General features: G+C 56.9%; 22 protein-coding genes and 1 riboswitch. Of the genes, 11 read left to right on the top strand and 11 right to left on the bottom strand.

What is annotated here, in order from left to right; genetic code table 11:
• Positions 1-52: 52 nt before the first annotated feature.
• From gpmA to modE, 6 genes are all read right to left on the bottom strand, one after another.
• Positions 53-805 carry a 2,3-diphosphoglycerate-dependent phosphoglycerate mutase gene (gpmA, locus tag C7433_RS05645; protein WP_006118488.1) on the bottom strand — a complete coding sequence of 251 codons (753 nt, stop codon included), beginning with the start codon at positions 803-805 and terminating at the stop codon, positions 53-55.
• Between the two features lie 148 nt (positions 806-953).
• Positions 954-1,988 (bottom strand): galactose-1-epimerase, encoded by a 1,035-nt coding sequence (gene galM, locus C7433_RS05640; RefSeq protein ID WP_006118489.1) that lies wholly within the window; start codon positions 1,986-1,988, stop codon positions 954-956.
• Entirely contained in the window at positions 1,982-3,130 is a 1,149-nt protein-coding gene (gene galK / locus C7433_RS05635) for a galactokinase (RefSeq protein WP_006118490.1), read from the bottom strand. The genes galM and galK overlap by 7 nt, the downstream gene beginning before the upstream one ends.
• Entirely contained in the window at positions 3,127-4,173 is a 1,047-nt protein-coding gene (galT, locus tag C7433_RS05630; protein WP_039341534.1) for a galactose-1-phosphate uridylyltransferase, read from the bottom strand. The genes galK and galT overlap by 4 nt, the downstream gene beginning before the upstream one ends.
• Positions 4,174-4,392: 219 nt before the next feature.
• The gene (modF, locus tag C7433_RS05625; protein WP_110267766.1) at positions 4,393-5,865 is read right to left on the bottom strand and encodes a molybdate ABC transporter ATP-binding protein ModF; all 1,473 of its coding nucleotides are present in this window, start codon (positions 5,863-5,865) and stop codon (positions 4,393-4,395) included.
• Positions 5,866-5,941: 76 nt separating this feature from the next.
• On the bottom strand, positions 5,942-6,724 hold the full coding sequence (modE, locus tag C7433_RS05620) for a molybdenum-dependent transcriptional regulator (protein WP_006118493.1): 783 nt from the start codon (positions 6,722-6,724) through the stop codon (positions 5,942-5,944).
• Between the two features lie 141 nt (positions 6,725-6,865).
• Here modE and C7433_RS05615 point away from each other — a divergent pair, with 141 nt between their 5' ends.
• From C7433_RS05615 to modC, 4 genes are all read left to right on the top strand, one after another.
• On the top strand, positions 6,866-7,021 hold the full coding sequence (locus C7433_RS05615) for an AcrZ family multidrug efflux pump-associated protein (protein WP_006118494.1): 156 nt from the start codon (positions 6,866-6,868) through the stop codon (positions 7,019-7,021).
• Between the two features lie 135 nt (positions 7,022-7,156).
• Positions 7,157-7,930: a molybdate ABC transporter substrate-binding protein gene (modA, locus tag C7433_RS05610; RefSeq protein WP_199227837.1), complete on the top strand. Its 774-nt coding sequence runs from the start codon at positions 7,157-7,159 to the stop codon at positions 7,928-7,930.
• Positions 7,927-8,622 carry a molybdate ABC transporter permease subunit gene (gene modB, locus C7433_RS05605; RefSeq protein WP_006118496.1) on the top strand — a complete coding sequence of 232 codons (696 nt, stop codon included), beginning with the start codon at positions 7,927-7,929 and terminating at the stop codon, positions 8,620-8,622. The genes modA and modB overlap by 4 nt, the downstream gene beginning before the upstream one ends.
• On the top strand, positions 8,616-9,677 hold the full coding sequence (gene modC, locus C7433_RS05600) for a molybdenum ABC transporter ATP-binding protein ModC (protein ID WP_006118497.1): 1,062 nt from the start codon (positions 8,616-8,618) through the stop codon (positions 9,675-9,677). The genes modB and modC overlap by 7 nt, the downstream gene beginning before the upstream one ends.
• A gap of 34 nt (positions 9,678-9,711) precedes the next feature.
• Here the strand turns inward: modC and C7433_RS05595 are convergent, their stop codons facing one another.
• Positions 9,712-10,530 (bottom strand): pyridoxal phosphatase, encoded by an 819-nt coding sequence (locus C7433_RS05595; RefSeq protein ID WP_058701081.1) that lies wholly within the window; start codon positions 10,528-10,530, stop codon positions 9,712-9,714.
• A 155-nt stretch (positions 10,531-10,685) separates the two neighbouring features.
• Between C7433_RS05595 and pgl the strand changes: the two genes are divergently transcribed.
• Positions 10,686-11,684 carry a 6-phosphogluconolactonase gene (gene pgl / locus C7433_RS05590; RefSeq protein WP_110267764.1) on the top strand — a complete coding sequence of 333 codons (999 nt, stop codon included), beginning with the start codon at positions 10,686-10,688 and terminating at the stop codon, positions 11,682-11,684.
• A 49-nt stretch (positions 11,685-11,733) separates the two neighbouring features.
• Here the strand turns inward: pgl and C7433_RS05585 are convergent, their stop codons facing one another.
• Together C7433_RS05585 and bioA are read right to left on the bottom strand one after the other, a co-directional pair.
• Complete coding sequence (locus tag C7433_RS05585) at positions 11,734-12,210, bottom strand: kinase inhibitor (RefSeq protein ID WP_033737738.1); 477 nt, start codon at positions 12,208-12,210, stop codon at positions 11,734-11,736.
• A 73-nt stretch (positions 12,211-12,283) separates the two neighbouring features.
• The gene (bioA, locus tag C7433_RS05580; RefSeq protein ID WP_110267763.1) at positions 12,284-13,576 is read right to left on the bottom strand and encodes an adenosylmethionine--8-amino-7-oxononanoate transaminase; all 1,293 of its coding nucleotides are present in this window, start codon (positions 13,574-13,576) and stop codon (positions 12,284-12,286) included.
• A gap of 85 nt (positions 13,577-13,661) precedes the next feature.
• Here bioA and bioB point away from each other — a divergent pair, with 85 nt between their 5' ends.
• The 4 genes from bioB to bioD are packed head-to-tail and all read left to right on the top strand — an operon-like array spanning position 13,662 to position 17,251.
• Positions 13,662-14,693, top strand: a complete 1,032-nt coding sequence (bioB, locus tag C7433_RS05575) for a biotin synthase BioB (RefSeq protein ID WP_006118502.1) — start codon at positions 13,662-13,664, stop codon at positions 14,691-14,693.
• Positions 14,693-15,844 (top strand): 8-amino-7-oxononanoate synthase, encoded by a 1,152-nt coding sequence (gene bioF / locus C7433_RS05570; RefSeq protein WP_033737737.1) that lies wholly within the window; start codon positions 14,693-14,695, stop codon positions 15,842-15,844. Before bioB ends, bioF begins: the two co-directional genes overlap by 1 nt.
• Positions 15,828-16,583, top strand: coding sequence for a malonyl-ACP O-methyltransferase BioC (gene bioC / locus C7433_RS05565; RefSeq protein WP_058701078.1), 756 nt, complete (start codon positions 15,828-15,830; stop codon positions 16,581-16,583). The genes bioF and bioC overlap by 17 nt, the downstream gene beginning before the upstream one ends.
• The gene (gene bioD / locus C7433_RS05560; RefSeq protein WP_039341515.1) at positions 16,580-17,251 is read left to right on the top strand and encodes a dethiobiotin synthase; all 672 of its coding nucleotides are present in this window, start codon (positions 16,580-16,582) and stop codon (positions 17,249-17,251) included. Before bioC ends, bioD begins: the two co-directional genes overlap by 4 nt.
• Here the strand turns inward: bioD and C7433_RS05555 are convergent, their stop codons facing one another.
• Positions 17,252-17,974, bottom strand: coding sequence for an ABC transporter ATP-binding protein (locus tag C7433_RS05555; protein ID WP_033737785.1), 723 nt, complete (start codon positions 17,972-17,974; stop codon positions 17,252-17,254).
• 882 nt (positions 17,975-18,856) lie between these two features.
• Between C7433_RS05555 and uvrB the strand changes: the two genes are divergently transcribed.
• Positions 18,857-20,878: an excinuclease ABC subunit UvrB gene (gene uvrB, locus C7433_RS05550; RefSeq protein ID WP_033737734.1), complete on the top strand. Its 2,022-nt coding sequence runs from the start codon at positions 18,857-18,859 to the stop codon at positions 20,876-20,878.
• Between the two features lies 1 nt (position 20,879).
• Here uvrB and yvcK read toward each other — a convergent pair whose 3' ends face one another.
• The gene (yvcK, locus tag C7433_RS05545) at positions 20,880-21,785 is read right to left on the bottom strand and encodes a uridine diphosphate-N-acetylglucosamine-binding protein YvcK (protein ID WP_006118508.1); all 906 of its coding nucleotides are present in this window, start codon (positions 21,783-21,785) and stop codon (positions 20,880-20,882) included.
• Positions 21,786-21,986: 201 nt separating this feature from the next.
• Positions 21,987-22,120, top strand: a riboswitch (molybdenum cofactor riboswitch).
• Between yvcK and moaA the strand changes: the two genes are divergently transcribed.
• Positions 22,109-23,098: a GTP 3',8-cyclase MoaA gene (gene moaA / locus C7433_RS05540; protein ID WP_172912616.1), complete on the top strand. Its 990-nt coding sequence runs from the start codon at positions 22,109-22,111 to the stop codon at positions 23,096-23,098. It overlaps the preceding riboswitch by 12 nt.
• Positions 23,099-23,108: the final 10 nt, after the last annotated feature.

Genomic DNA, 23,108 nt, shown 5'->3' with positions numbered 1-23,108 from the left:
GAGGCCATAAAAAAGGGCCAGACATCGCAGTCTGGCCCTTTTTACAGGTCAATTACTTCGCTTTACCCTGATTTGCCACGGCCGCCGCTTTCGCTGCGATCTCATCGGCATCACCCAGGTAGTAGTGTTTGACGGGCTTGAAGTTCTCGTCGAATTCGTAAACCAGCGGAACGCCGGTTGGGATATTCAGCTCAAGAATTTCGTCTTCGCTCATGTTATCCAGGTATTTCACCAGCGCGCGCAGTGAGTTGCCGTGTGCGGCGATAATCACTTTCTCACCACTTTTAATGCGTGGCAGGATGCTTTCGTTCCAGTAAGGAATAACGCGATCGATGGTCAGTGCCAGACTTTCCGTGGTGGGCAGTTGCTCAGGGGACAATGACGCATAGCGCGGATCGTGTCCCGGGAAACGCTCATCACTGCGATCCAGCTCCGGCGGGGTCACGGCGAAGCCACGACGCCACTGTTTGACCTGCTCGTCACCATATTTAGCGGCGGTTTCAGCTTTATCCAGCCCCTGTAACGCACCATAGTGACGCTCGTTCAGACGCCAGGATTTTTCAACGGGCAGCCAGGCCTGATCCAGCTCATCCAGAATATTCCACAGGGTATGGATGGCGCGTTTCAGCACGGAGGTGTAGGCGAAATCGAACACGAAACCTTCTTTCTTCAGCAGCTGTCCGGCTGCTTTAGCTTCGGTACGGCCTTTGTCAGAAAGGTCTACATCATACCATCCGGTGAAGCGGTTTTCGTTGTTCCACTGGCTTTCGCCGTGTCGCACCAGAACCAGCTTAGTTACAGCCATAGCTTAACTCCTTAATACTTGATGTTTCTGAGATAATGGAAACCTGTTGTCGCCAGCCCGCTGGCCGACCATTGCGCTCTACCATAGCGGAAAACAGCGCACTGCGTAAGTCTGTCTGTGACGCACTGCGCGTTTTTCACCCGGCGGCTCAGTGTGAGGTAAAACGATAGCGCGTAACGGATTCCCAACGATCCCCCGGCTGCAGCCAGCAATCATCCTGTGGCCACTCGGGATGATTGGGCGAATCCGGTAAAAACTCACTCTCCAGCGCAATCCCCTGGTAAGCAGTATAGCTTTCCTGCTCCCGGGCGCGCGTGCCAGCCAGATAGTTGCCGCTGTACAGCTGCAGGGCAGGGGCCGACGTCGTTACACTTAACTGCAGCTTGCCGTCCTGCGACCATAACGCTGCTGCGGGCTGGCTTGCATCGCCCGCGCTGTTAAGTAGAAAGGCATGATCGTAGCCTTTAACCGCCTGTTGATCGGCATCGGCAAGGAAATCCTGTGCCAGGCTTTTGGCCTGACGGAAGTCAAAGCTGGTGCCGTCCACGGCTTTCAGCGGGCCGTTGGGAATACCCTCGCTATCGACGGGCAGATAACGATCGGCGTGCAGTTGTAAGCGATGCTGGCGCGCATCGCCATGATGCGCATCAAGATTAAAGTAAGCATGGTTAGTGAGATTCACCGGACAGGGTTGATCGCACCGGGCTTCATAGTGGATGGACAGGCAGTTATCGTCATCCAGCACATAGCGCAAATCCGCGATCAGATTTCCCGGATAGCCCTGATCGCCGTCAGGCGAATCCAGACGATAATGCACTTCGTTTTCTGACTGGCTGATAATCTGCCAGCGGCGTTTATCGAACCCGTCCGGACCACCGTGTAACTGATGCTCACCCTGGTTGGCGAGCAGTTGTCGGTTGAGGGTATTGAGTTTTGCCCCGGCGATACGGTTAGCATAACGGCCAACGGTCGCCCCCAGATAGGCGTCCTGATGCAGATAATCGGACGGCGTGGCACAGCCTAAGAGGGCCTCGCGCACGCTGCCGTCCTGAAGTGGCACGCGCGCCGACAGCCAGGTTGCTCCCCAGTCCATAAAGGTGGCCACCATTCCGTGCGCATTACGCAGCACGGTGATGCGCCATGGTTGACCATCCGGCGCATGGGAATTGACATCGCTTAACATTGACCTGCTCCTTCTGAAGCTTTACACACGTAGAAGGTCTCCTTGATGCCCGTTTTAGCTTCGTACTGGCTGGCGACGGCGGCCTGCACCTGATCAACCAGCTCAAGCGGCATCAGCGCAACGATACAGCCCCCGAAGCCGCCACCGGTCATACGGACACCACCACGATTGCCGATCTCGGCTTTAACAATTTCAACCAGCGTGTCGACAGGCGGCACGGTGATTTCAAAGTCATCACGCATTGAGGCATGCGATTCCGCCATCAGTTCCCCCATGCGCGTTAAATCGCCACGCGAAAGCACCTCTGCGGCTTCCAGCGTACGGGCATTTTCGGTAATGACATGGCGCACGCGCTTCGCGACGTCAGGATCTAACTGCGCGACCGCCGCCTCAAATTCCGCCAGGCCGACATCGCGTAGTGCTTTCTTATTAAAAAAGCGCGCACCGGTTTCACACTGCTGGCGGCGGGTATTGTATTCGCTGCCCACCAGGTTTCGGCGGAAATTAGAGTTAATGATCACCACGGCCACGTCTTCCGGCAGGGAAACCGGTTTGGTGCCGAGTGAGCGGCAATCCAGCAGCATGGCATGATCTTTTTGCCCCAGCGCGGAAATCAGCTGATCCATAATGCCGCAGTTACAGCCCACGAACTGGTTCTCCGCCTCCTGACCGTTTACCGCAATGGCGGCGCCATCCAGCGGCAGGTTGAACAACTGCTGAAAAACGGTCCCGACGGCCACTTCCAGCGAGGCAGAGGAGCTGAGGCCCGCGCCCTGAGGCACGTTACCGCTAATCACCATATCCACGCCGTTAAAATCAGGCGCGCGCTTCTGTAAATGCTTCACCACGCCGCGCACATAGTTTGCCCACATCGGCTCGCTCACGCTGGTAATGGGATCGTCCAGTGAGAAGCTGTCCTGAGCCTGATCGTAATCCACGGCCACAACGCGTACCTGACGATCGTCGCGTCTGGCACAGGCGATAACGGTTTGGTAGTCAATGGCACAAGGCAAAACGAAACCATCGTTATAATCCGTATGCTCGCCAATCAGGTTGACGCGGCCGGGTGCCTGAATCGTGTGAGTGGGCGCATAGCCAAAGGTGTCGGTAAAGACCTGCTGCGTGATGGTTTTTAAGCTCATTGTTGTGCCTCACGGAAATGAATGTCACTCACGGCGCGCAGACGTTCTGCTGCCTGCTCCGCGGTTAAATCGCGTTGGGTTTCAGCCAGCATCTCGTAGCCGACCATAAATTTGCGCACCGTGGCTGAACGCAGCAGCGGCGGATAAAAATGGGCATGAAGTTGCCAGTGGGCGTTTTCCTCGCCGTTAAACGGCGCACCGTGCCAGCCCATGGAGTAGGGGAAAGCGCACTGGAACAGGTTGTCATAGCGGCTGGTCAGCAGCTTAAGGGCTTTCGCCAGATCGTTGCGTTGCGCCTCGCTCAAATCAGTCATGCGTTTCACGTGCGCTTTGGGCAGTAGCAGGGTTTCAAAGGGCCAGGCGGCCCACCACGGCACCACGGCGATCCAGTGCTCGGTTTCCACTACGGTGCGGCTGCCGTCTTGTTGTTCACGCGCACAGTAATCCACCAGCAGCGGCGAGCCGGTTTTTGCAAAGTACTGACGTTGATGGTCATCTTCGCGCTGGGCCTCGTTAGGCAGGAAGCTGTTGGCCCAGACCTGGCCATGCGGATGCGGATTCGAACAGCCCATGGCAGCGCCTTTGTTCTCAAACACCTGCACCCACGGATAATGCTGGCCCAGCTCTGCGGTCTGCTCCTGCCAGGTGCGCACGACCTCTTCCAGCGCGCTCAGGGACATTTCAGGCAACGTTTTACTGTGATCGGGCGAAAAGCAAATCACGCGGCTGGTGCCGCGCGCGCTTTCGCAACGCATCAGGAGATCATCGCTTTCGGGCGCATCCGGCGTATCCGTCATCAGCGCAGCAAAGTCATTGGTGAAAACGTACGTACCTTTGTAATCCGGGTTCACATCGCCGGTAATGCGCGTATTTCCTGCACACAGAAAACAGTCTGGATCGTGTGACGGCAGGGCATTTACCGCGGGCGTTTCCTGCGCACCCTGCCAGGGACGTTTGGCCCGGTGAGGTGAAACCAGAATCCATTGGTCGGTCAGGGGATTGTAACGGCGATGGGGATGATCGGCCGGGTTAAATTTTTGCATGTCGCATCCTGGTCAGCGTCAAAATAAAAAATCATCGCTAAAAAATAGCACATCAAACGGCATGAAAGCGTGATCGAGTCTGAATAAATGGTATCGTTTACACAAGATGACTATTCTTATTTAAAGGCGAAAAGGCACATTATGGTCATGGAATGGGGTTTTAAATGGTAACGTTTACATTGCAGGTAATATCCCCGCCGTTTGCACGGCAGGGTTGTGTCAGATCACATCTTGCTGATAACGGTAGCCGCCTGTGCCATCAGGGAGAAAATGCAGGCGATGCGTAATACAGTGCGGGGCATCTTCGGCATGATGCGAAACAAACAGCAGCTGGGTCCGGCCTTCCCCAATCAGAATATCCACAAAGCGGCGCACCAGTTGCCGGTTAAGCGGATCCAGCCCCTGCAAGGGCTCGTCAAGGATCAATAACGTGGGATGCTTAACCAGCGCGCGGGCGATTAAGACCAGCCGTTGTTGCCCCCAGGACAAACTGTGGAACGGCGCATTCGCCATCGCATTATCCATCCCTGTCAGCGCCAGCCACTGTTGCGCCAGCGCCATCTGGCGGTCAGATACAGCCTGATAGAGACCAATCGAATCGAAAAAGCCCGATAAAATCACGGTGCGCACATTCACGCTGACCCGGTAGTCCAGATGCAGGCTGCTGCTGACATAGCCGATATGTTGCTTGATGTCCCAGATGGTCTCGCCGCTGCCGCGGCGAATGCCGAACAGGGTCAAATCATTGCTGTAACCCTGCGGATGATCACCCGTCACAAGGCTCAGTAAGGTGGATTTACCCGCGCCATTGGGGCCAATGACGTGCCAGTGCTCACCGGGATTCACCTGCCAGTTCAGGCCGTTGATCACGGGCTGATCGTTATAAGACACCACCGCGTTGCGCAGGATCACGCGCGGCGCATCATCCGCCAATGCGGGCAACTGATCGGGCACATCGGCCTCCGGCAACGCCATACCGTCCAGCTGTTCACTGCGAGCCAGCTGGGCGACCAGCGTCTGGGCCAGAATGGTCTCGCGTGGCCCGACCTGCGTCAGGCTGCATTCGGCCAGAACGCCCACCTGATCGACATAATCCGGAATATCGTCAAAGCGGTTCAGCACCAGCACCAGCGTGACGTCAGCCTCATGCAGCGTTGCTAAGGTGGCCGTCAGATTCACGCGGGAATCCACATCCAGGCCGTCAAAAGGTTCATCCAGAATCAGCAGATCAGGCTGTGCCATCAGCGCCTGGCACAGCAGCGTTTTTCGCGTCTCGCCTGTCGACAGGTATTTAAAGCGGCGACTGAGCAGACTACTGATGCCAAACTGCGCCGCCAGACGTTCACAGCGTGCGGCATCTTTCACCGCATCCTGAATAATTTCCGCCGTGGTGCGGCCGCTGTCGTCCTCACCTTCGCTGAGTAAATCGGTATTGTTACGTTGCCATTCCTCGGCGACCAGCTTCTGTAGCTGCTCCAGCGACAGGCGCCACGGGCGCTGAAAATCGTGCGTCACCTTACCCGATAACGGGTGAAGCTCGCCAGAAAGCGCGCGTGCCAGCGAGGACTTGCCGCTGCCGTTTGCGCCAACAAACGCCCAGCGCTCACCCCGGCGAAGATGCACATCGGCCAGGGACAGCACCCGGGTATCATTAAGGTGAAATATGCCTTGCGAAATTTGCAATGAAGCCATGATTTGTTCCATTTTATGCAGCGTTAACTGACGTTTTAGCGACTGCAAACAGGGATGTCAAACCGGCCGGTGAAAATCACCGCAGTGAGGCAACAATCGCATGACTGGCGCTGAAGCTGGCGATAACATTCATGCCGATGTGAAGCTGACGCTGTTCCGTTTCACGGTTATCCAGCGTGGCACACAACGTTTCGCCACTGGGTAAGGTCATCAGCACTTCACTCACCTGCTGGCCTTTTTCGATAGCGGTCAGCGTTGCGGCAAGCTGATTCTCGGCATCAGTGGGCGCGGTATGCACACTGACCCACGGGGCCTTGATTAATACCAGCACCTCTTTTCCGGCGTGCAAATTCAGCCGTTCTGCGCTGCGCTCGGTTAGGGCAATGTTGAGCCGCGTCACGCCATCGGCAAGCAGAATCGTCAGATGCTGTATCACCTGCTGAGCATCATTGTGCACGACGGTACCAAACAGTTGATTACGTGCACTGGTTTGCAGGGAGGAACGGGCGATAGCCGCGAGTAAGCTGTCGAGCGGCAGGGTATCCTGCTGCAGCGCATCGAAGGCATGTTGCTGAATCTTTTCCATCAGGCCAAACAGCTGTACCAGTCGTTCGCCGTAGCGGGTTAACTGCGCGCCGCCACCGCCTTTGCCCCCGGTCGCGCGTGCCACGACTTCCTGCCCGGCCAGGTGGTTCATGTCGCTGATGGCATCCCAGGCGCTTTTGTAACTGATGCCCGCCAGTTTAGCGCCCTGACTGATGGAGCCGGTTTGCTGCACGCGTTGCAGCAAGGCAATGCGGCGGGGATCGGCAAACAGTTTCTGCTGCAGGCGAATATGAAGGGTGAGGTCGGCTTGCATGGTGGCTCCTGCAAAGGGTAAGTCGCGTGATCGGGCTGATGATAACGAGCTTTGCGCCTCAAAGTAAAAGCACGAAAAGGTCTGCGCAAATTTTTACTGAGCCGTTACAATCTCTTTTTTATCCGCAAAGTGGGACTTTCCATGCTGGAACTCATTAAAAGCCTCGCCGTGGCAGTGATTATGGTACCTGTGGTTATGGCGATTATGTTAGGCCTGATTTACGGTCTGGGTGAAGTGTTTAACCTCATCTCTAAAACGGGTCGCCGCGACAACACTAACGCCCGCTCTCAGCATTAATCCTCCTGCAACGTCCGTCTCAGCACGGACGTTGCTGTTTTACGTCCACGCTTTTCTTCCTCTTTTAATCATTTTGTCTGGCTGTCAGGCCGTTCGCTGTATTATTTTATATATAACGATCACTGGAGAAAAATCATGCGTTTAACCTTACTACGTTCCGCAACTGCCGCCGTAATGGCCCTGTCACTGGCCGTTCCGGCGCTGGCAGCCGATAAAATCACCATCTTTGCGGCGGCCTCACTGACCAATGCGCTTAACGAGATTGCGGCACACTATAAGAAAACACATGGGACAGAGGTGGTGTCGTCATTTGCCTCGTCGTCAGTCCTGGCCCGTCAGATTGAGCAGGGCGCGCCCGCCGATCTGTTTATCTCAGCCGATCAGCAGTGGATGGATGATGCGGTCGCGAAAAAAAGCATGATCGACACAACCCGCTATACCCTGTTGGGCAACGATCTGGTTCTGATAGCGCCACGCAGTGAGAACGCCAGGCCGGTAACGATTAACGATAAAACCGACTGGAAACGTCTGTTGAAAGGCGAACGTCTGGCGGTCGGCGATCCCGATCATGTGCCGGCGGGCATCTATGCCAAAGAGGCACTTGAGAAGCTGGGTGCCTGGTCTTCACTGTCACCTGTGCTGGCGCGCGCCAACAATGTCCGTGCCGCCCTGGCGCTGGTGGAACGTAATGAAACGCCTTACGGCATTGTGTACGGCTCTGATGCGGTCGCCAGCCAAAAAGTCCAGGTGGTCGGCACCTTTCCGGAAGACAGCCATAAACCGGTCGAATATCCTGTCGCGATTGTTAAAGATCACGACAACGCGGCCGTTAAGGCTTTTTATAACTACCTGAAAGGGCCGGAAGCGGCCGCAGTGTTTACCCAATACGGATTCACGCCTAAAAAATGATACTCAGTGATGTTGAATGGCAGGCCGTGATGCTCAGCCTGCAGGTCTCCGGCATTGCCGTCCTGTGCAGTCTGCCCTTCGGCATCCTTATGGCATGGGTTCTGGTCCGCTGCCAGTTTCCGGGTAAAGCGCTTCTGGACGGTGTGATTCACCTGCCGCTGGTGCTGCCGCCGGTGGTGGTCGGTTATCTGTTACTGATTGGCTTGGGCCGACGCGGCTTTATTGGTGAAAAGCTGTATGAATGGTTCGGCTTTAGCTTCGCGTTTAGCTGGCGCGGTGCGGCACTGGCGTCGGCGGTGATTGCCTTTCCGCTCATGGTGCGGGCCATTCGCCTGGCGCTGGACGCCGTGGATATCCGGCTGGAACAGGCGGCCCGGACGCTGGGCGCGGGCCGCTGGCGGGTCTTTTTTACCATTACGCTGCCGTTAACGCTGCCCGGTATTATCGTCGGTACGGTGCTGGCCTTTGCCCGCTCGCTGGGGGAATTCGGTGCCACTATTACATTTGTTTCCAACATTCCTGGCGAAACGCGCACGCTGCCGCTGGCGATGTATACGCTGATTGAAACGCCCGGGGCAGAAGGGGCCGCTGCGCGTCTGTGCGTTATCGCGGTGGTGCTGGCACTGGCCTCCTTGCTGGTGTCTGAATGGCTGGCGCAATGGGGCCGGAAACGGATGGGGGCCGGATGCTGACGCTCGATTTCACACAACGACTGGGCGAACACGAGCTGGAAATCAACGTGACGGTTCCCGCCAACGGCATCACGGCAATATTTGGCGTGTCGGGTGCGGGTAAAACCTCGTTAATCAACGCGATTGGTGGGCTGACCCGGCCGCAGCGCGGGCGCATTCAGCTGCATGACCGTGTGTTGTTTGACGCCGAACAGCAGATTGCCTTGCCGCCTGAAAAGCGCAACGTGGGTTACGTTTTCCAGGAGGCGCGACTGTTTCCGCACTATCGTGTCCGGGGTAACTTACGCTATGGCCTGGCAGCCAGTATGAAAGGGCAGTTTGACACGCTGGTGGACTTACTGGGACTCGAACCCTTACTGGACCGTTTTCCGCTCTCGCTCTCGGGCGGCGAAAAGCAGCGGGTGGCCATCGGGCGGGCGTTGCTCAGCGCCCCTGATATCCTGTTAATGGATGAACCACTGGCCTCGCTGGATTTGCCGCGCAAGCGTGAGCTGATGCCATATCTGCAAAAACTGGCAAAGCAGGTGGATATCCCGGTGCTGTACGTTTCTCACAGCCTCGACGAAATTCTGCAACTGGCCGAGACGGTGCTGGTTCTGGATCACGGCAAGGTGAAGGCCTTTGGCCCGCTGGAGCGGGTCTGGAGCAGCAGTGCGATGCGCCCCTGGCTGCCGGTCAGCGACCTGACCAGCGTACTGCGCGTTCAGGTGCTAGAGCATCATCCAGATTACCCGATGACGGCGTTATCGTTGGGCGATCAGCATATCTGGGTCAGTCGGGTAAATCAGCCGGTCAAAACGCCGTTACGGATACGGATTGCGTCGGCCGATGTTTCGCTGACGCTGCAACCGGCAAAACACAGCTCTGTTCGCAATGTGCTGCCGGCACAGGTGGTGGAGTTAATTGAGGTGGGCGATCAGGTGGAGGTTAAGCTGCGCATCGGTATCAGCGAACTCTGGGCGCGCATCTCTCCCTGGGCCCGGGACGAACTTAACATTCGCCCGGAGCAGTGGCTGTACGCGCAGATTAAAAGCGTCTCTGTCACACCGGAATGACCCGCTGAAACCGTGCTCACCGGGTCAGTGAAACTTACAGAACGAGCTGATAAAGCGTCTCGGCAATGCCGGTTTCCAGATTCGTACCGATGACCCTCTTCGCCCGGGCTTTAATGGCGTCATCCGCATTGCCCATGGCCACGCCCAGCCCCACCGTTTCCAGCATGCTCAGATCGTTGTAGTTGTCGCCAAAGGCAATGACGTCCTGCATTGTCAGCCCGATGGATTCTACCCACTGCGCCAGGCGCTTGCCTTTACTGTTACCGCCGCGGGCAACGTCGACCTGATCGTGCCAGGACCATTCGCAGGCCAGACCCAGCTCGTCTTGCGCACGCTGCGCAAACTGCTGCAACGCTGCTGTATTGTCGTGAGACAGGGCAAACTTCCAGATCGACTGCGCCTCTCTGGCGGCCTGCGCCAGGCTGTCCACCTGTCTGAACACCGGACGCTGATGTGGAGGTAATGACTCACTCCATTTCAGCGTACGAATCACATGGCCGGTCGGCGTTTGATAGAGCATCGCATCGTCCACATACAGCAGACCGTGAATATGATGTTCATCCAGCATCTCGATCACACGTACCGCAACGTCGGTATCGAGCGGATCGGCAGCCAGGACTTTTTTCGCCGGATAATCGTACAGGTAGGTCCCGTTACAGCAGATGGCGGGCGTATCCAGATTGAGCGTCTGGTAGAAAGGATGAATGGCACAGTGATGGCGTCCGGTCACGATAATCACCTTGATGCCCGCTTTGCGCGCCTGGGTAATCGCTTCTGTGGATTGGGGCAGAATGGTTTTCGTCGGGGTCAACAGCGTGCCGTCAAGGTCGAGGGCGATTACACGATAGCTCATTAATCCTCTCATCTGGATAGGTTAGCGAAACAGCAAGTCTACACCTGACTGTGGCCCGGAAACAAAAATCAGGGCACAAATCATTCCAGCGAGACAGAAAAAAACGCGCTACAGTGACCTGCAGAACAACATGAGTCAGCGAAAAAGGAGAATACATGAAGCAGGTTGTCTACACCGCCAGTCCCGAGAGTCAACAAATCCATGTCTGGCAGTTGAACGATGAGGCCACCTTGACGCTACTGCAGGTAACGGATATCGCCGGTCAGGTTCAGCCTATGGTGGTCAGTCCGAAAAAAGATTTCTTGTATGTGGGCGTGCGTCCGGATTTCCGCGTGCTGGCCTTTCGTATTGCGCAGGATGGCACCTTAACGGAAGCGGGGCAGGCGCCGTTGCCGGGCAGCCCCACCCACATCTCCACCGATCACGCTGGCCGTTTCCTGTTTTGTGGCTCCTACAATGATGCCTGCGTCAGCATCAGCCCCATCGGCGCTGACGGTGTGCCCCAGGCTCCGAGCCAGGTGATCGACGGTCTGGCAGGTTGTCACTCGGCGAACATCGATAATGCCGACAGCACGTTATATGTGCCCGCGCTCAAACAGGATCGCATCTGCCTGTTTAACCTCGGGGCGGACGGTCAGTTAACGCCGCATTCCCAGCAACAGGTCACTACGGCAGAGGGCGCGGGCCCGCGTCATATGGCGTTTCATGCCAACGGCCAGTACGCCTACAGCGTTAATGAACTTAACAGCACGGTCGAAGTCTGGTCACTGAAGAATGCACACGGCAAAATGGAATCGGTGCAAACGCTCGATATGATGCCGCCTGATTTTACCGGCACGCGCTGGGCCGCCGATATTCACCTGACGCCGGACGGACGTTTCCTGTACGCCTGCGATCGCACCAGCAGCACCATTACGGTGTTCAGCGTGAGTGAAGATGGCGCGCTACTGACGGTGGAGGGCTTCCAGCCGACCGAAACGCAGCCGCGGGGCTTCAATATCGACCACACGGGCCAGTATCTGGTGGCGGCAGGACAGAAGTCGCATCACATTGAGGTATACCGCATTACTCAGCCGCAAGGGCAACTTGAACCTGTCGGCCGTTATGCCGTTGGACAGGGTCCAATGTGGGTTGTGGTACATCAGCTGGCTTAACGTTCAGCGTTGCCGCTCCCGGGCGGGAGCGGCAGAAGAGCACGCGCAATCAGACGTAATGAACGGTCAATGACGCGCTGGCTAACACGTGAAAATGCACGTTGAAGCCCACCATCGCGCCGCTGGCACCTGCATCGACCTCAATGCTCTCCACATCCAGCGCATGGACGCTAAAAATGTAGCGGTGCGTTTCACCCGCCGGTGGCGCGGCCCCGCCGTACCCGGCCTGGCCGAAATCTGTGCGGGTTTGCACGGCACCTGCAGGTAAGGCGGCTTTACCGGAACCCGCACCCTGCGGCAGCGATGTGGTATCGGCCGGAAGATTGGCGACCACCCAGTGCCACCAGCCTGAGCCGGTCGGGGCATCAGGATCGAAACAGGTCACGACAAAACTTTTTGTGCCTTCCGGCGCGTCTTCCCAGGCAAGATGCGGTGACACATTTTCGCCCTGATAGCCCATCCCGTTGAAAACATGCTTTTCCGGCATTTTGTCGCCGTCGTGTAAATCCTGACTATAAACTCGCATCACATCTCCTTGGGTTTATGGTGACTGCGTCTTCATCTTAACCAAAACCGCCTGGACGTCCAGCCTTCAGGGCTCAACGCAGAAAATGGCCGGGGTTCGCCAGGGCTGAGGCCATGGCCTGGATCAGCGTATCCAGTGCTTCAGGCGCGATGATATAGGGCGGCATCAGGTAGATCAGACGACCAAAGGGCCGAATCCAGACGCCCTGACTGACGAAAAACTGCTGCAGGGCGGCCATATTCACTGGACGGTGAGTTTCTACCACGCCAATCGCGCCCAGCACACGAACATCGGCTACCGCTGGCGACTGGCGCAGTGGCGTCAGTCCCGCCTGAAGCTGACGCTCGATAGCGCTGACCTGCCCGCGCCAGTGGCCTTCCTGGACCATTTTCAGGCTCTCCGCCGCCACGGCGCACGCCAGCGGATTGCCCATAAAGGTTGGGCCATGCATAAAGCAGCCCGCCGGACTGCGGCTGATGGTATCGGCGACATCACGTGTGGTCAGCGTGGCGGCCAGGCTCATCGTGCCGCCGGTCAGGGCTTTGCCGACGCACAGGATGTCCGGTGTGATCGCCGCATGTTCGCAGGCAAACAGCGTGCCGGTGCGGCCAAAGCCCGTGGCGATTTCATCAGCGATCAGCAGGATGCCGTAACGATCGCACCACTCGCGCACCTTCTGCAGGTAGCGCGGATGGTAAAAACGCATGCCGCCCGCGCCCTGTACGATGGGCTCCAGAATCACCGCGGCCAACTGATGCTGATGCTGTTCGATCAGCCGGGCGAAATCCTGAAAATCTTCTTCATTCCAGGCCGCGTCAAAACCACATTGCGGCGCCTCGGCAAAGTGGTGCTCGGGCAGGTAGCCGCGCCACAGGCTATGCATGGAATTATCCGGATCGCACACCGACATCGCCGCAAATGTATCACCGTGATAGCCACGCTTGAGGGTTAAGAACTGCTGACGCGTTTCTCCCCGACCCAGCCAGTACTGCAACGCCATCTTCATTGCCACTTCGACGGCAACGGAGCCGGAGTCTGCAAGGAATACGCACGCCAGCGCGTCAGGTGTCATCGCCACTAACTGACGACACAACGCCACCGCGGCGGGATGCGTAATCCCGCCGAACATCACGTGGGACATCTGGGCCATCTGCTGCTGCAGGGCCTGGTTCAGGCGTGGATGGTTGTAACCATGAATCGCCGCCCACCAGGAGGACATCCCGTCTACCAGTGTGCGCCCATCCGCTAGCTGCAGCGTGTAACCCTGTGCCGCCACGACCGGGTAACAGGGCAACGGTTGCTGCATGGAGGTGTAAGGATGCCAGATATGCTGGCGATCGAATTCGGCGTCCTGAAGCGTAAACATCGTAGTTGTAAACCAAAATAAAAAGATTTAGTTTACAAGTATAACCACGTTAACTGTCGGGATGACACCTTTTTTGGAGTACGTAATGTCACAACGTTGGACGCTAGCCCAGGCACAGGCCCTGTTTGAACGCCCGTTTCTTGAACTGATGTTTGAAGCACAGCAGGTACATCGCCAGCATTTCGATCCGCGCCAGGTTCAGGTCAGCACGCTGCTGTCGATTAAAACGGGTGCCTGCCCGGAAGACTGCAAATACTGTCCGCAAAGTGCCCGCTACAAGACCGGGCTGGAATCAGAGCGCCTGATGGAGGTGGATGAGGTCCTGCGTTCGGCGCAAAAAGCGAAAGCGGCCGGATCCAGCCGCTTCTGCATGGGCGCGGCGTGGAAAAACCCCAGCGATCGCGATATGCCTTATCTGGAAAAAATGGTCGAAGGCGTGAAAGCAATGGGCATGGAAACCTGCATGACGCTGGGAACGCTGAGCGACAGCCAGGCCCAGCGTTTAGGTCGCGCCGGGCTGGACTTTTATAACCACAATCTGGATACCTCGCCCGAGTTTTACGGCAACATCATTACCACGCGCAGCTATCAGGAACGACTGGATACGCTGGGCAAGGTGCGCGAGGCTGGTATCAAGGTCTGCTCGGGCGGGATTGTTGGCCTGGGCGAAACGGTTAATGATCGCGCCGGGTTGCTGGTGCAGCTGGCCAACTTACCGACGCCGCCGGAAAGCGTGCCGATCAACATGCTGGTCAAGGTGAAAGGCACCCCGCTGGCAGACAATGACGATGTCGAACCTTTCGATTTTATCCGCACGATCGCCGTCGCCCGCATCATGATGCCTGCCTCGCACGTACGTCTGTCGGCGGGCCGCGAACAGATGAATGAACAAACCCAGGCGATGTGCTTTATGGCCGGGGCTAACTCGATTTTTTACGGTTGCAAGCTGCTGACCACGCCAAACCCGGAAGAAGACAAAGATATGCTGCTGTTCCGCAAGCTCGGACTGAATCCGGAACATACCCAGACCGCCCATGGCGATAATGCGCAACAGCAGCAGCTCAGTGAGCAACTGCTCAATGCCGACACAGAAAAATTCTATAACGCGGCGCTGTAATGGGCTGGCCGCAACGCATACAGCAGGCGCTCGCGCAGCGCCGTGCTGAAGAGGGCTGGCGCGAACGGCGCGTAGTTGACGCCAGTCAGACGCGCCTGATCCGCTATGCAGGCCGGGATTATCGTCACTTTTCCAGTAATGATTATCTTGGGTTAAGCCAGCATCCGGCGGTGATTGCCGGATGGCAACAGGGCGCGGCACTGGCCGGGGCGGGGGCAGGCGCATCCAGCCATGTCACCGGTTTCCAGGCTCTTCATGCCACCCTGGAAGCGCAACTGGCCGGGTGGCTGGGTTATCCCCGGGCATTACTGTTTATTTCCGGCTTTGCCGCCAACCAGGCGGTCATTCACCTGCTCGCCGGGAAAAACGATCGCATTCTTGCTGACAAGCTGAGCCATGCCTCGTTGCTGGATGCTGCAAGTCACAGCCCTGCGCAACTGCGTCGTTTCGCCCATAACGATCCGGACAGTCTGGCTGTGCGGCTGAGTGCGCCCTGTGAAGGGCAAACGCTGGTGGTCACGGAAGGGATCTTCAGCATGGATGGTGACAGCGCGCCGTTACAGACGCTGGCGGCGCAGTCGCGTGAGGCCGGGGCCTGGTTACTGGTTGACGATGCGCACGGCATTGGCGTCACAGGTGAGCAGGGGCGCGGCAGCTGTTGGCAACAGGGCATTAAGCCCGAACTGCTGGTGGTCACCTTCGGTAAAGCCTTTGGCGTCAGCGGCGCGGCATTGCTGTGTGATGACGCGACGGCCGACTATTTTGTGCAGTTTTCGCGTCACCTCATCTACTCAACCGCCATGCCGCCAGCACAGGCCAGCGCGTTACTGGCCGCCCTGAAACAGGTGCAGGCAGGCGATGGACTGCGCCAGCGCCTGAGCCGCAACATTGCTCATTTCCGCCGGGGCGCCTCCTCCTTGCCCTGGTCGCTTATGCCGTCATCCAGCGCCATCCAACCGTTACTTGTTGGCGATAACGCCCAGGCGATGGCCTTGTCGGCCCGTTTAGCCGAAGCCGGTTGCTGGGTCAGCGCGATTCGTCCGCCTACCGTACCGCCGGGCACGGCACGTTTGCGCATCACGCTGACCGCCGCACATCAGCCAGACGATATTGATGTCCTGCTGGAGGCACTTCATGACGCTGCACATTGATAAACGTGCCGTAGCCAGAGCCTTTGGGCGCGCGGCGTCGTGTTACGACAGGCATGCCGAACTGCAACGGATCAGCGGGGATGCGCTGCTGGCATGGGTGCCTGCTCAAACCGGTCCACAGGTGCTGGATGCGGGCTGTGGCACCGGCTGGTACAGCCGGCTATGGCGCGACCGGGGGAAACAGGTCATGGCGCTGGATCTGTCGCCGCAGATGTTGCATCAGGCCCGGCAAAACGCGGTGGCGCATCATTATCTGGCGGGCGACATCGACGCACTGCCGTTAGCCGATCAGAGCATTGACCTGTTATGGAGCAATCTGGTGGTGCAATGGAGCGACGATTTGCCGGCCGCGCTCAGACAGTTTACGCGGGTACTAAAACCCGGCGGCTGTATGCTGTTTTCAACGCTGAGCGCGGGATCGCTGCATGAGGTTCACGAGGCCTGGTCGCATCTTGACGCGCATGTGCACGCTAACCGCTTTCTGCCGGCGCAGGCGATCGCCGCGGCCTGTGCTACACAACGGCTGCGCTGTCACGCGCAAACCGTCACCCTGCATTTTCCCGATGCGCTCAGCGCCATGCGCTCTCTGAAGGGCATTGGCGCAACGCATCTGCATGTCGGACGGGCCGATTATGTGCTGACGCGTCGCCGTCTGGCACAGCTTGAAGCTCACTGGCCACGGGACGAACAGGGTTTCCGCCTCAGTTATCATTTGATGTATGGAGTAAGTGAATCATGACACGCTGGTTTATCACCGGTACCGATACTGAAGTCGGTAAAACCGTTGCCAGTAGCGCCCTGCTGCAGGCGGCGAGCGCAGCAGGCTACCGCTGTGCGGGCTACAAACCGGTGGCCTCGGGCTGTACGTTAACCGCAGAAGGCATCCGTAACAGCGATGCGCTGGCGCTGCAACGTTACAGCAGTGTGCCGCTCTGCTATGAGCAGGTGAATCCGCTGGCCTTTATGGAGCCGACATCGCCGCATATCGTCAGCGCAGAGGAAGGCAGGCCAATTACCTTTTCAACGCTATCGGCAGGGCTTCGCGAGCTGGAGCCGCTGGCTGACTGGATTCTGATTGAAGGCGCGGGCGGCTGGTATACGCCGCTGTCTGAGACGCAAACCTATGCCGACTGGGTTGAGGCTGAACGGCTACCGGTGATTTTGGTGGTGGGTGTAAAACTGGGCTGTATTAATCATGCCATGCTGACCGCCGAGGCGGTAAGGGCGCGTGGACTGCGACTGGCTGGCTGGATTGCCAACACGGTTCAGCCGCCCGGCCAGCGCTATCAGGCATACCTCACGGCCCTGAAGGAGCGCCTGCCCGCGCCTTGTCTGGGTGTCATTCCCTGGTTAGCGGATGACAGCCAGCAGGCGGACTGTGGTCACTATCTGACGCTACCGGATTAATCACGCCATCGTCAGCCATTTATCGAGCGTACCGTCATCCAGCAGGGTGACGTTACCCTGCGCCACATTACGCCCGCGATGCAACAGCAAAAAGCTGTCAGCGACGCGCCGAATCAGGGAAACCCGCTGCTCCAGCAGCAGAATCGTCAGGCCGTAATCCCGGTTAAGACGCCGAATCAGGTTACCCATCTCTTCTTCCAGCCAGGGCGCCATGCCATCGGCGGGCTCATCCAGAATCAGCAGGCGTGGCTGTAATACCAGCGCGCGGGCAAGGGCCAGTTGCTGCTGCTGGTAAACCGGCAAATCCCCGCTGCGCTGTTGACGCAGTGAATAGAGAGCCGGCAGAAGATCAAAAATCATTTCCGGGATAGGCCGGTGATTTTCGCGCGATTCAGCGCCTGCCAGCAGGGCAATCAGTAAGTTATCTTCTACGCTCATCTGCGTGAAAATATGTCGTCCCTGTGGCACGTAACCAATGCCCTGACGTGCACGTTGATCGGCAGGCTGCGACAGCAGGTCCTCTGGCGGCGAGCCATCCTGCTGCCAGCTAATCGTGCCGCTGTTGATGGGAAGCTTACCCATGATGCAGTTCACCAGCGTGGTTTTTCCCATGCCGGGACGTCCCAGTATGCCGGTACAGGTGCCGGGGGGCAGGTCAAGGTCCACATTCCAGAGAATATGATTTTTTCCGTAAAACTGATTCACCGACCGTAAACTTAGCATCTGACGCGCTCCTTCCAGATAATTAACCTGAATGTTTTGCTGCTCATAACGGGTAAATCGCACTAACAGAATAGCAGGGCTATGACTGCTGCTGTGGCGCATGACATCCTGATCACAGAGCATGCAATTACCGGGCCAGAGTCGGAGTGAACGAAGTTTGCGCGCTTAACATGCGGAATTTTGACGGTTTAAATATAAGTAAAAGTGAACAATTGACGGGCGGGACGACTGCGTAGCGCGATGAGGGTGCAGGAAAAATGAGCGTCAGGTGCAGTTGCCCATAAATGGCGCAGGCAGTCTGCTGTAAAAAACAGCAACCTGAAAAGCCAGACGATCAACGTTGAATGCGCGCCATGCATCGCGCTAAAACAACGCTATTGGCGTTAAAAATTTCGCTAAAAAAAATTTTTTTTCATCAAAACGCGGCGGCAGAAAAAATTATGCACAGCCGATATTCCAAGGCCTCTCATCAGTTATCCACTATTCCTGTGGATAACCTTGTGCATTAGATAATGAAAACAGGTTAGAAGCGAGGAAATACGCGGCCTGGTCACGTAATGATGACAATCTGGGCTTTTTTTGCTTCCTATTAAAAATCAGTGTGTTAGTAAAAAACAAGCCTGCCGGATTGGACGCGATTCATCAAACTGCAATTTTATGACACAGGCTTGACAAATGTTAAATCAATACGTGGCTTGGGGATAACCTTGCGCAACAAAAACGGGTGTTTGCCTGGGCAAAAGTGCCAGAGTCAAGTAAAACCTGACGACAATACTGTGCATCATCACTGGTATTATATCCAGTATTTTTTTCTGGCAAAATTGCCATAGCAGAGTAAAATAATGGGCTGCCCGCCGTCTTTCTTCTGCAGGAACCGCATTCATGAGTAAAGATTTTAAACTGAACTCCGCTTTCAAGCCTTCTGGCGATCAGCCGGAAGCGATCCGCCGTCTGGAAGCCGGACTGGAAGACGGCCTGGCGCATCAGACGCTGTTAGGCGTAACCGGATCGGGTAAAACCTTTACCGTTGCTAACGTTATTGCCGACCTGAATCGTCCTACCATGGTGCTGGCTCCTAATAAGACGCTGGCGGCGCAACTGTATGGCGAGATGAAGGAGTTCTTTCCCGAAAACGCCGTAGAGTTTTTTGTCTCGTACTATGACTACTACCAGCCCGAAGCTTACGTGCCCAGTTCGGATACCTTTATCGAAAAGGATGCGTCGGTGAACGAACATATCGAGCAAATGCGCCTCTCCGCGACGAAAGCGTTGCTGGAACGGCGCGACGTGATTGTCGTGGCCTCCGTGTCTGCCATCTACGGCCTGGGCGATCCCGATCTGTATCTGAAAATGATGCTGCACTTAACGCGCGGCATGATTATCGATCAGCGCAGCATCCTGCGTCGCCTGTCGGAGTTGCAGTACACGCGTAACGATCAGGCGTTTCAGCGCGGGACGTTCCGGGTCCGGGGCGAAGTCATTGATATCTTCCCGGCCGAATCTGACGATATGGCCCTGCGGGTTGAATTATTCGATGAAGAGGTGGAGCGGCTGTCCCTGTTTGACCCGCTTACCGGTCAGGTCGAATCGGTGGTGCCGCGCTTTACCATTTACCCTAAAACGCACTACGTCACGCCGCGTGAGCGTATCCTGCAGGCCATGGAAGACATCAAGGTTGAACTGGCCGAACGGCGCAAGATCCTGCTGGAAAACAACAAACTGCTGGAAGAGCAGCGTATTACCCAACGGACGCAGTTTGACCTCGAAATGATGGGGGAGCTGGGATACTGCTCTGGTATCGAAAACTACTCCCGCTATCTGTCTGGCCGCGGACCGGGGGAAGCGCCGCCGACCTTATTTGACTATCTGCCGGCGGATGGCCTGCTGGTCGTCGATGAGTCGCACGTAACCATTCCGCAGATTGGCGGCATGTACCGCGGGGACAGGGCGCGTAAAGAGACGTTAGTCGAATATGGCTTCCGCCTGCCTTCGGCGCTGGACAACCGCCCCATGAAGTTTGAAGAGTTCGAGGCGCTGGCCCCTCAGACCATTTATGTCTCCGCCACGCCAGGCAAATACGAGCTGGAAAAATCGGGCGATGAGGTGATCGATCAGGTGGTGCGTCCGACGGGGCTGCTGGATCCGATCCTTGAGGTGCGGCCCGTGGCGACTCAGGTGGACGATTTGCTGTCAGAGATCCGCCAGCGCGTTAACGTCAATGAACGCGTACTGGTCACGGTGCTCACCAAACGTATGGCCGAAGACCTGACGGAGTACCTGGAAGAACACGGTGAAAAGGTGCGCTATCTGCACTCTGACATCGATACCGTCGAGCGCATGGAAATTATTCGCGACCTGCGCCTGGGCAAATTTGATGTGCTGGTGGGCATCAACCTGCTGCGAGAAGGGCTGGATATGCCGGAAGTCTCGCTGGTGGCCATTCTGGATGCCGATAAAGAGGGCTTCCTGCGTTCCGAGCGCTCCCTGATCCAGACCATCGGGCGCGCTGCACGTAACATCAATGGTAAAGCGATCCTCTACGGCGATAAGATCACGCCTTCCATGGCGCGCGCCATTGAAGAAACCGAGCGCCGTCGTGAGAAGCAGCAGCGCTACAACGAAGAGAATGGCATCGTACCGCAGGGCCTGAATAAGAAAATCACCGATATTCTGGAACTGGGCAATAACGTGGTGAAAACGCGGGGTAAAGCCAAACCCGGCAAGCGCAACGCCGCCGAGACAGAGACGGATTACCTGGCGTTGTCACCGCAGGCGTTGCAGAAAAAGATTCACGAACTGGAAGGGCAGATGCAGCAGCATGCGCAAAACCTGGAGTTCGAACAGGCTGCTGGCCTGCGCGATCAGCTCCAGGAACTGCGCACCTTGTTTATCGCGGTGTCCTGAGTCAGTTAAACCGCTGGATGGCGTGCTCCAGCGCGCCGCGCAGCAGCTGGCGGTCGTGACGATATTTAATATCTGCGGCCTCCAGCGGCTCCTGGATGATCAGGCGGTTGTCGATCAGACTGACGTCCGTGGCCGGTCCGACAACCACGGCGTCGATGACCCGTTTACCAATCGCCTCTTCCATTATTCGCAGCTTATCCGCCACGGTCAGCGCCGCCGCCGCCGGACTGAGTTCACGGCCCAGGTTGCCGATAAACACCATGTTCGCGGGCGTGCGGCGCAGCGCCTGCGCCATCTCTTTCATTAACAGAATGGGCATCAGGCTGGTGTAGAAACTGCCTGGCCCAATCAGAATCAAATCGGCTTCTGCAACGGCATCGAGCGCTTCGCGCGTCGGTTGCACCACAGGATGCAGCATTAACGCCTGTGGTGGTGCGCGCATCTCATCAATGGCGGTTTCACCATAAACGGCATTGCCTTCGTCATCCGTTGCCATCAAATCCACCGGATGTTCGGACATCGGGATTAAAAACGCGTCAACTTTTAGCAGATTTCGGATGATATTGACCACTTCCAGCGGACGCACGCTCAGATGATCCAGCGCTTTCAGTATTAAATTGCCCAGATTGTGCCCGGCCAGTTCGCCATTGCCGGTAAAGCGGTATTCGAACATCGCGGACGCGACGCTGGGCTCGGTAATCAACTGGTTAATGCAGTTGCGCAAATCGCCCCAGGCGATACCGCCTTCAGCCCGACGGATGCGGCCGGTGGAGCCACCGTTATCAGTGGTGGTAACGATGCCGGTCAGGCGCGAACCCAGTGGTGACAAGGCCGACATCACGCGACCTAATCCATGTCCGCCGCCCAGTGCCACGACGCGATCCAGGTCCGCCAGTGTTCGATTCATATTTCTCCTTTTTCGCGTCTGCAGAGGCGTGAAACGCGCAGGGTGCAGACGAGGATGATGTGTGTCAGTTTATGACCGGCAGTTTACCGTATCCCGGGCGCGAAATACGGTGAAAGTTAACGTTACTGCGCACACAGAGTAAAAGCCGTGGATGGCGCATTTACCCTAATCGCGCTACCATCTGTATACCGCGTTAATCAGCCGGTTAACGTACACTCAAGCCTGAATGCCTACGTCTGCGGATAGGGGATTCAGGCCGTAGCCTCCGCGCTGCCAGGGTGCAGGAAGAAATGACTGCATCTCCCGAACTGGAAAGGTGTTCTCTGGTGTCACAATTTACTGATGCATTTGCGCGTAAGTTTTATTACTTGCGCCTCTCGGTCACGGATGTCTGTAATTTCCGTTGTACCTATTGCCTGCCGGAGGGTTATCAGCCAAACGGTATCCGCAATAAAAGCTTTCTCTCACTGGATGAAATTCGCCGTGTCACGCGCGCCTTTGCGGCGGCGGGCACTGAAAAAGTGCGTCTGACCGGCGGTGAGCCCTCTTTACGTCGTGATTTCACCGACATTATCGCCGCGGTTAACGAAAATGCTGCGATTCGCCAGATTGCGGTCACCACCAACGGCTACCGACTGGCGCGCGATGTTAAGCAGTGGCGCGACGCGGGACTGACCGCGTTGAACGTCAGCGTGGACAGCCTTGATGCACGTCAGTTTCATGCGATTACCGGTCAGGACAAGTTCCACCAGGTGATGGCCGGGATTGACGCGGCTTTTGAGGCGGGTTTTAGCCAGGTCAAAGTCAACAGCGTGCTGATGCGCGATGTCAACAGCCACCATCTGGCGACCTTTCTTGACTGGATCCGTACGCGTCCCATCCAGCTGCGTTTTATCGAACTGATGGAAACCGGCGAGGGCGGTGCGCTGTTTCGCCAGCAGCATGTCTCGGGCGAAGTTATCCGCGATCAGCTGATTGCTCAGGGCTGGCAGCGTCGTATCAGCGGCCGCAGTGATGGCCCGGCCCAGGTGTTTTATCATCCGGATTACGTGGGTGAAATCGGGCTGATCATGCCTTATTCCAAAGATTTCTGCGCCAGCTGCAACCGTCTGCGGGTTTCCGCACAGGGAAATTTGCATCTCTGCCTGTTTGGCGATGGCGGGATTCCTTTACGCGATCTGCTGGCCTCTGATGACCAGCAAGATGAACTTCAGGCACGCATTGCCAGCAGCCTGGGCCAGAAGAAGCAGACGCATTTCCTGTTACAGGGAAATACCGGTATTACACAAAATCTTTCTTATATTGGCGGTTAACTGCAGGAGC

Source organism: Pantoea sp. PNA 03-3 (assembly GCF_003201175.1).
Taxonomy (GTDB): Bacteria; Pseudomonadota; Gammaproteobacteria; order Enterobacterales; family Enterobacteriaceae; genus Pantoea; species Pantoea stewartii.
The sequence above is the reverse complement of the archived record's forward strand: the minus strand, read 5'-3'. Positions and strand labels throughout refer to the sequence as shown.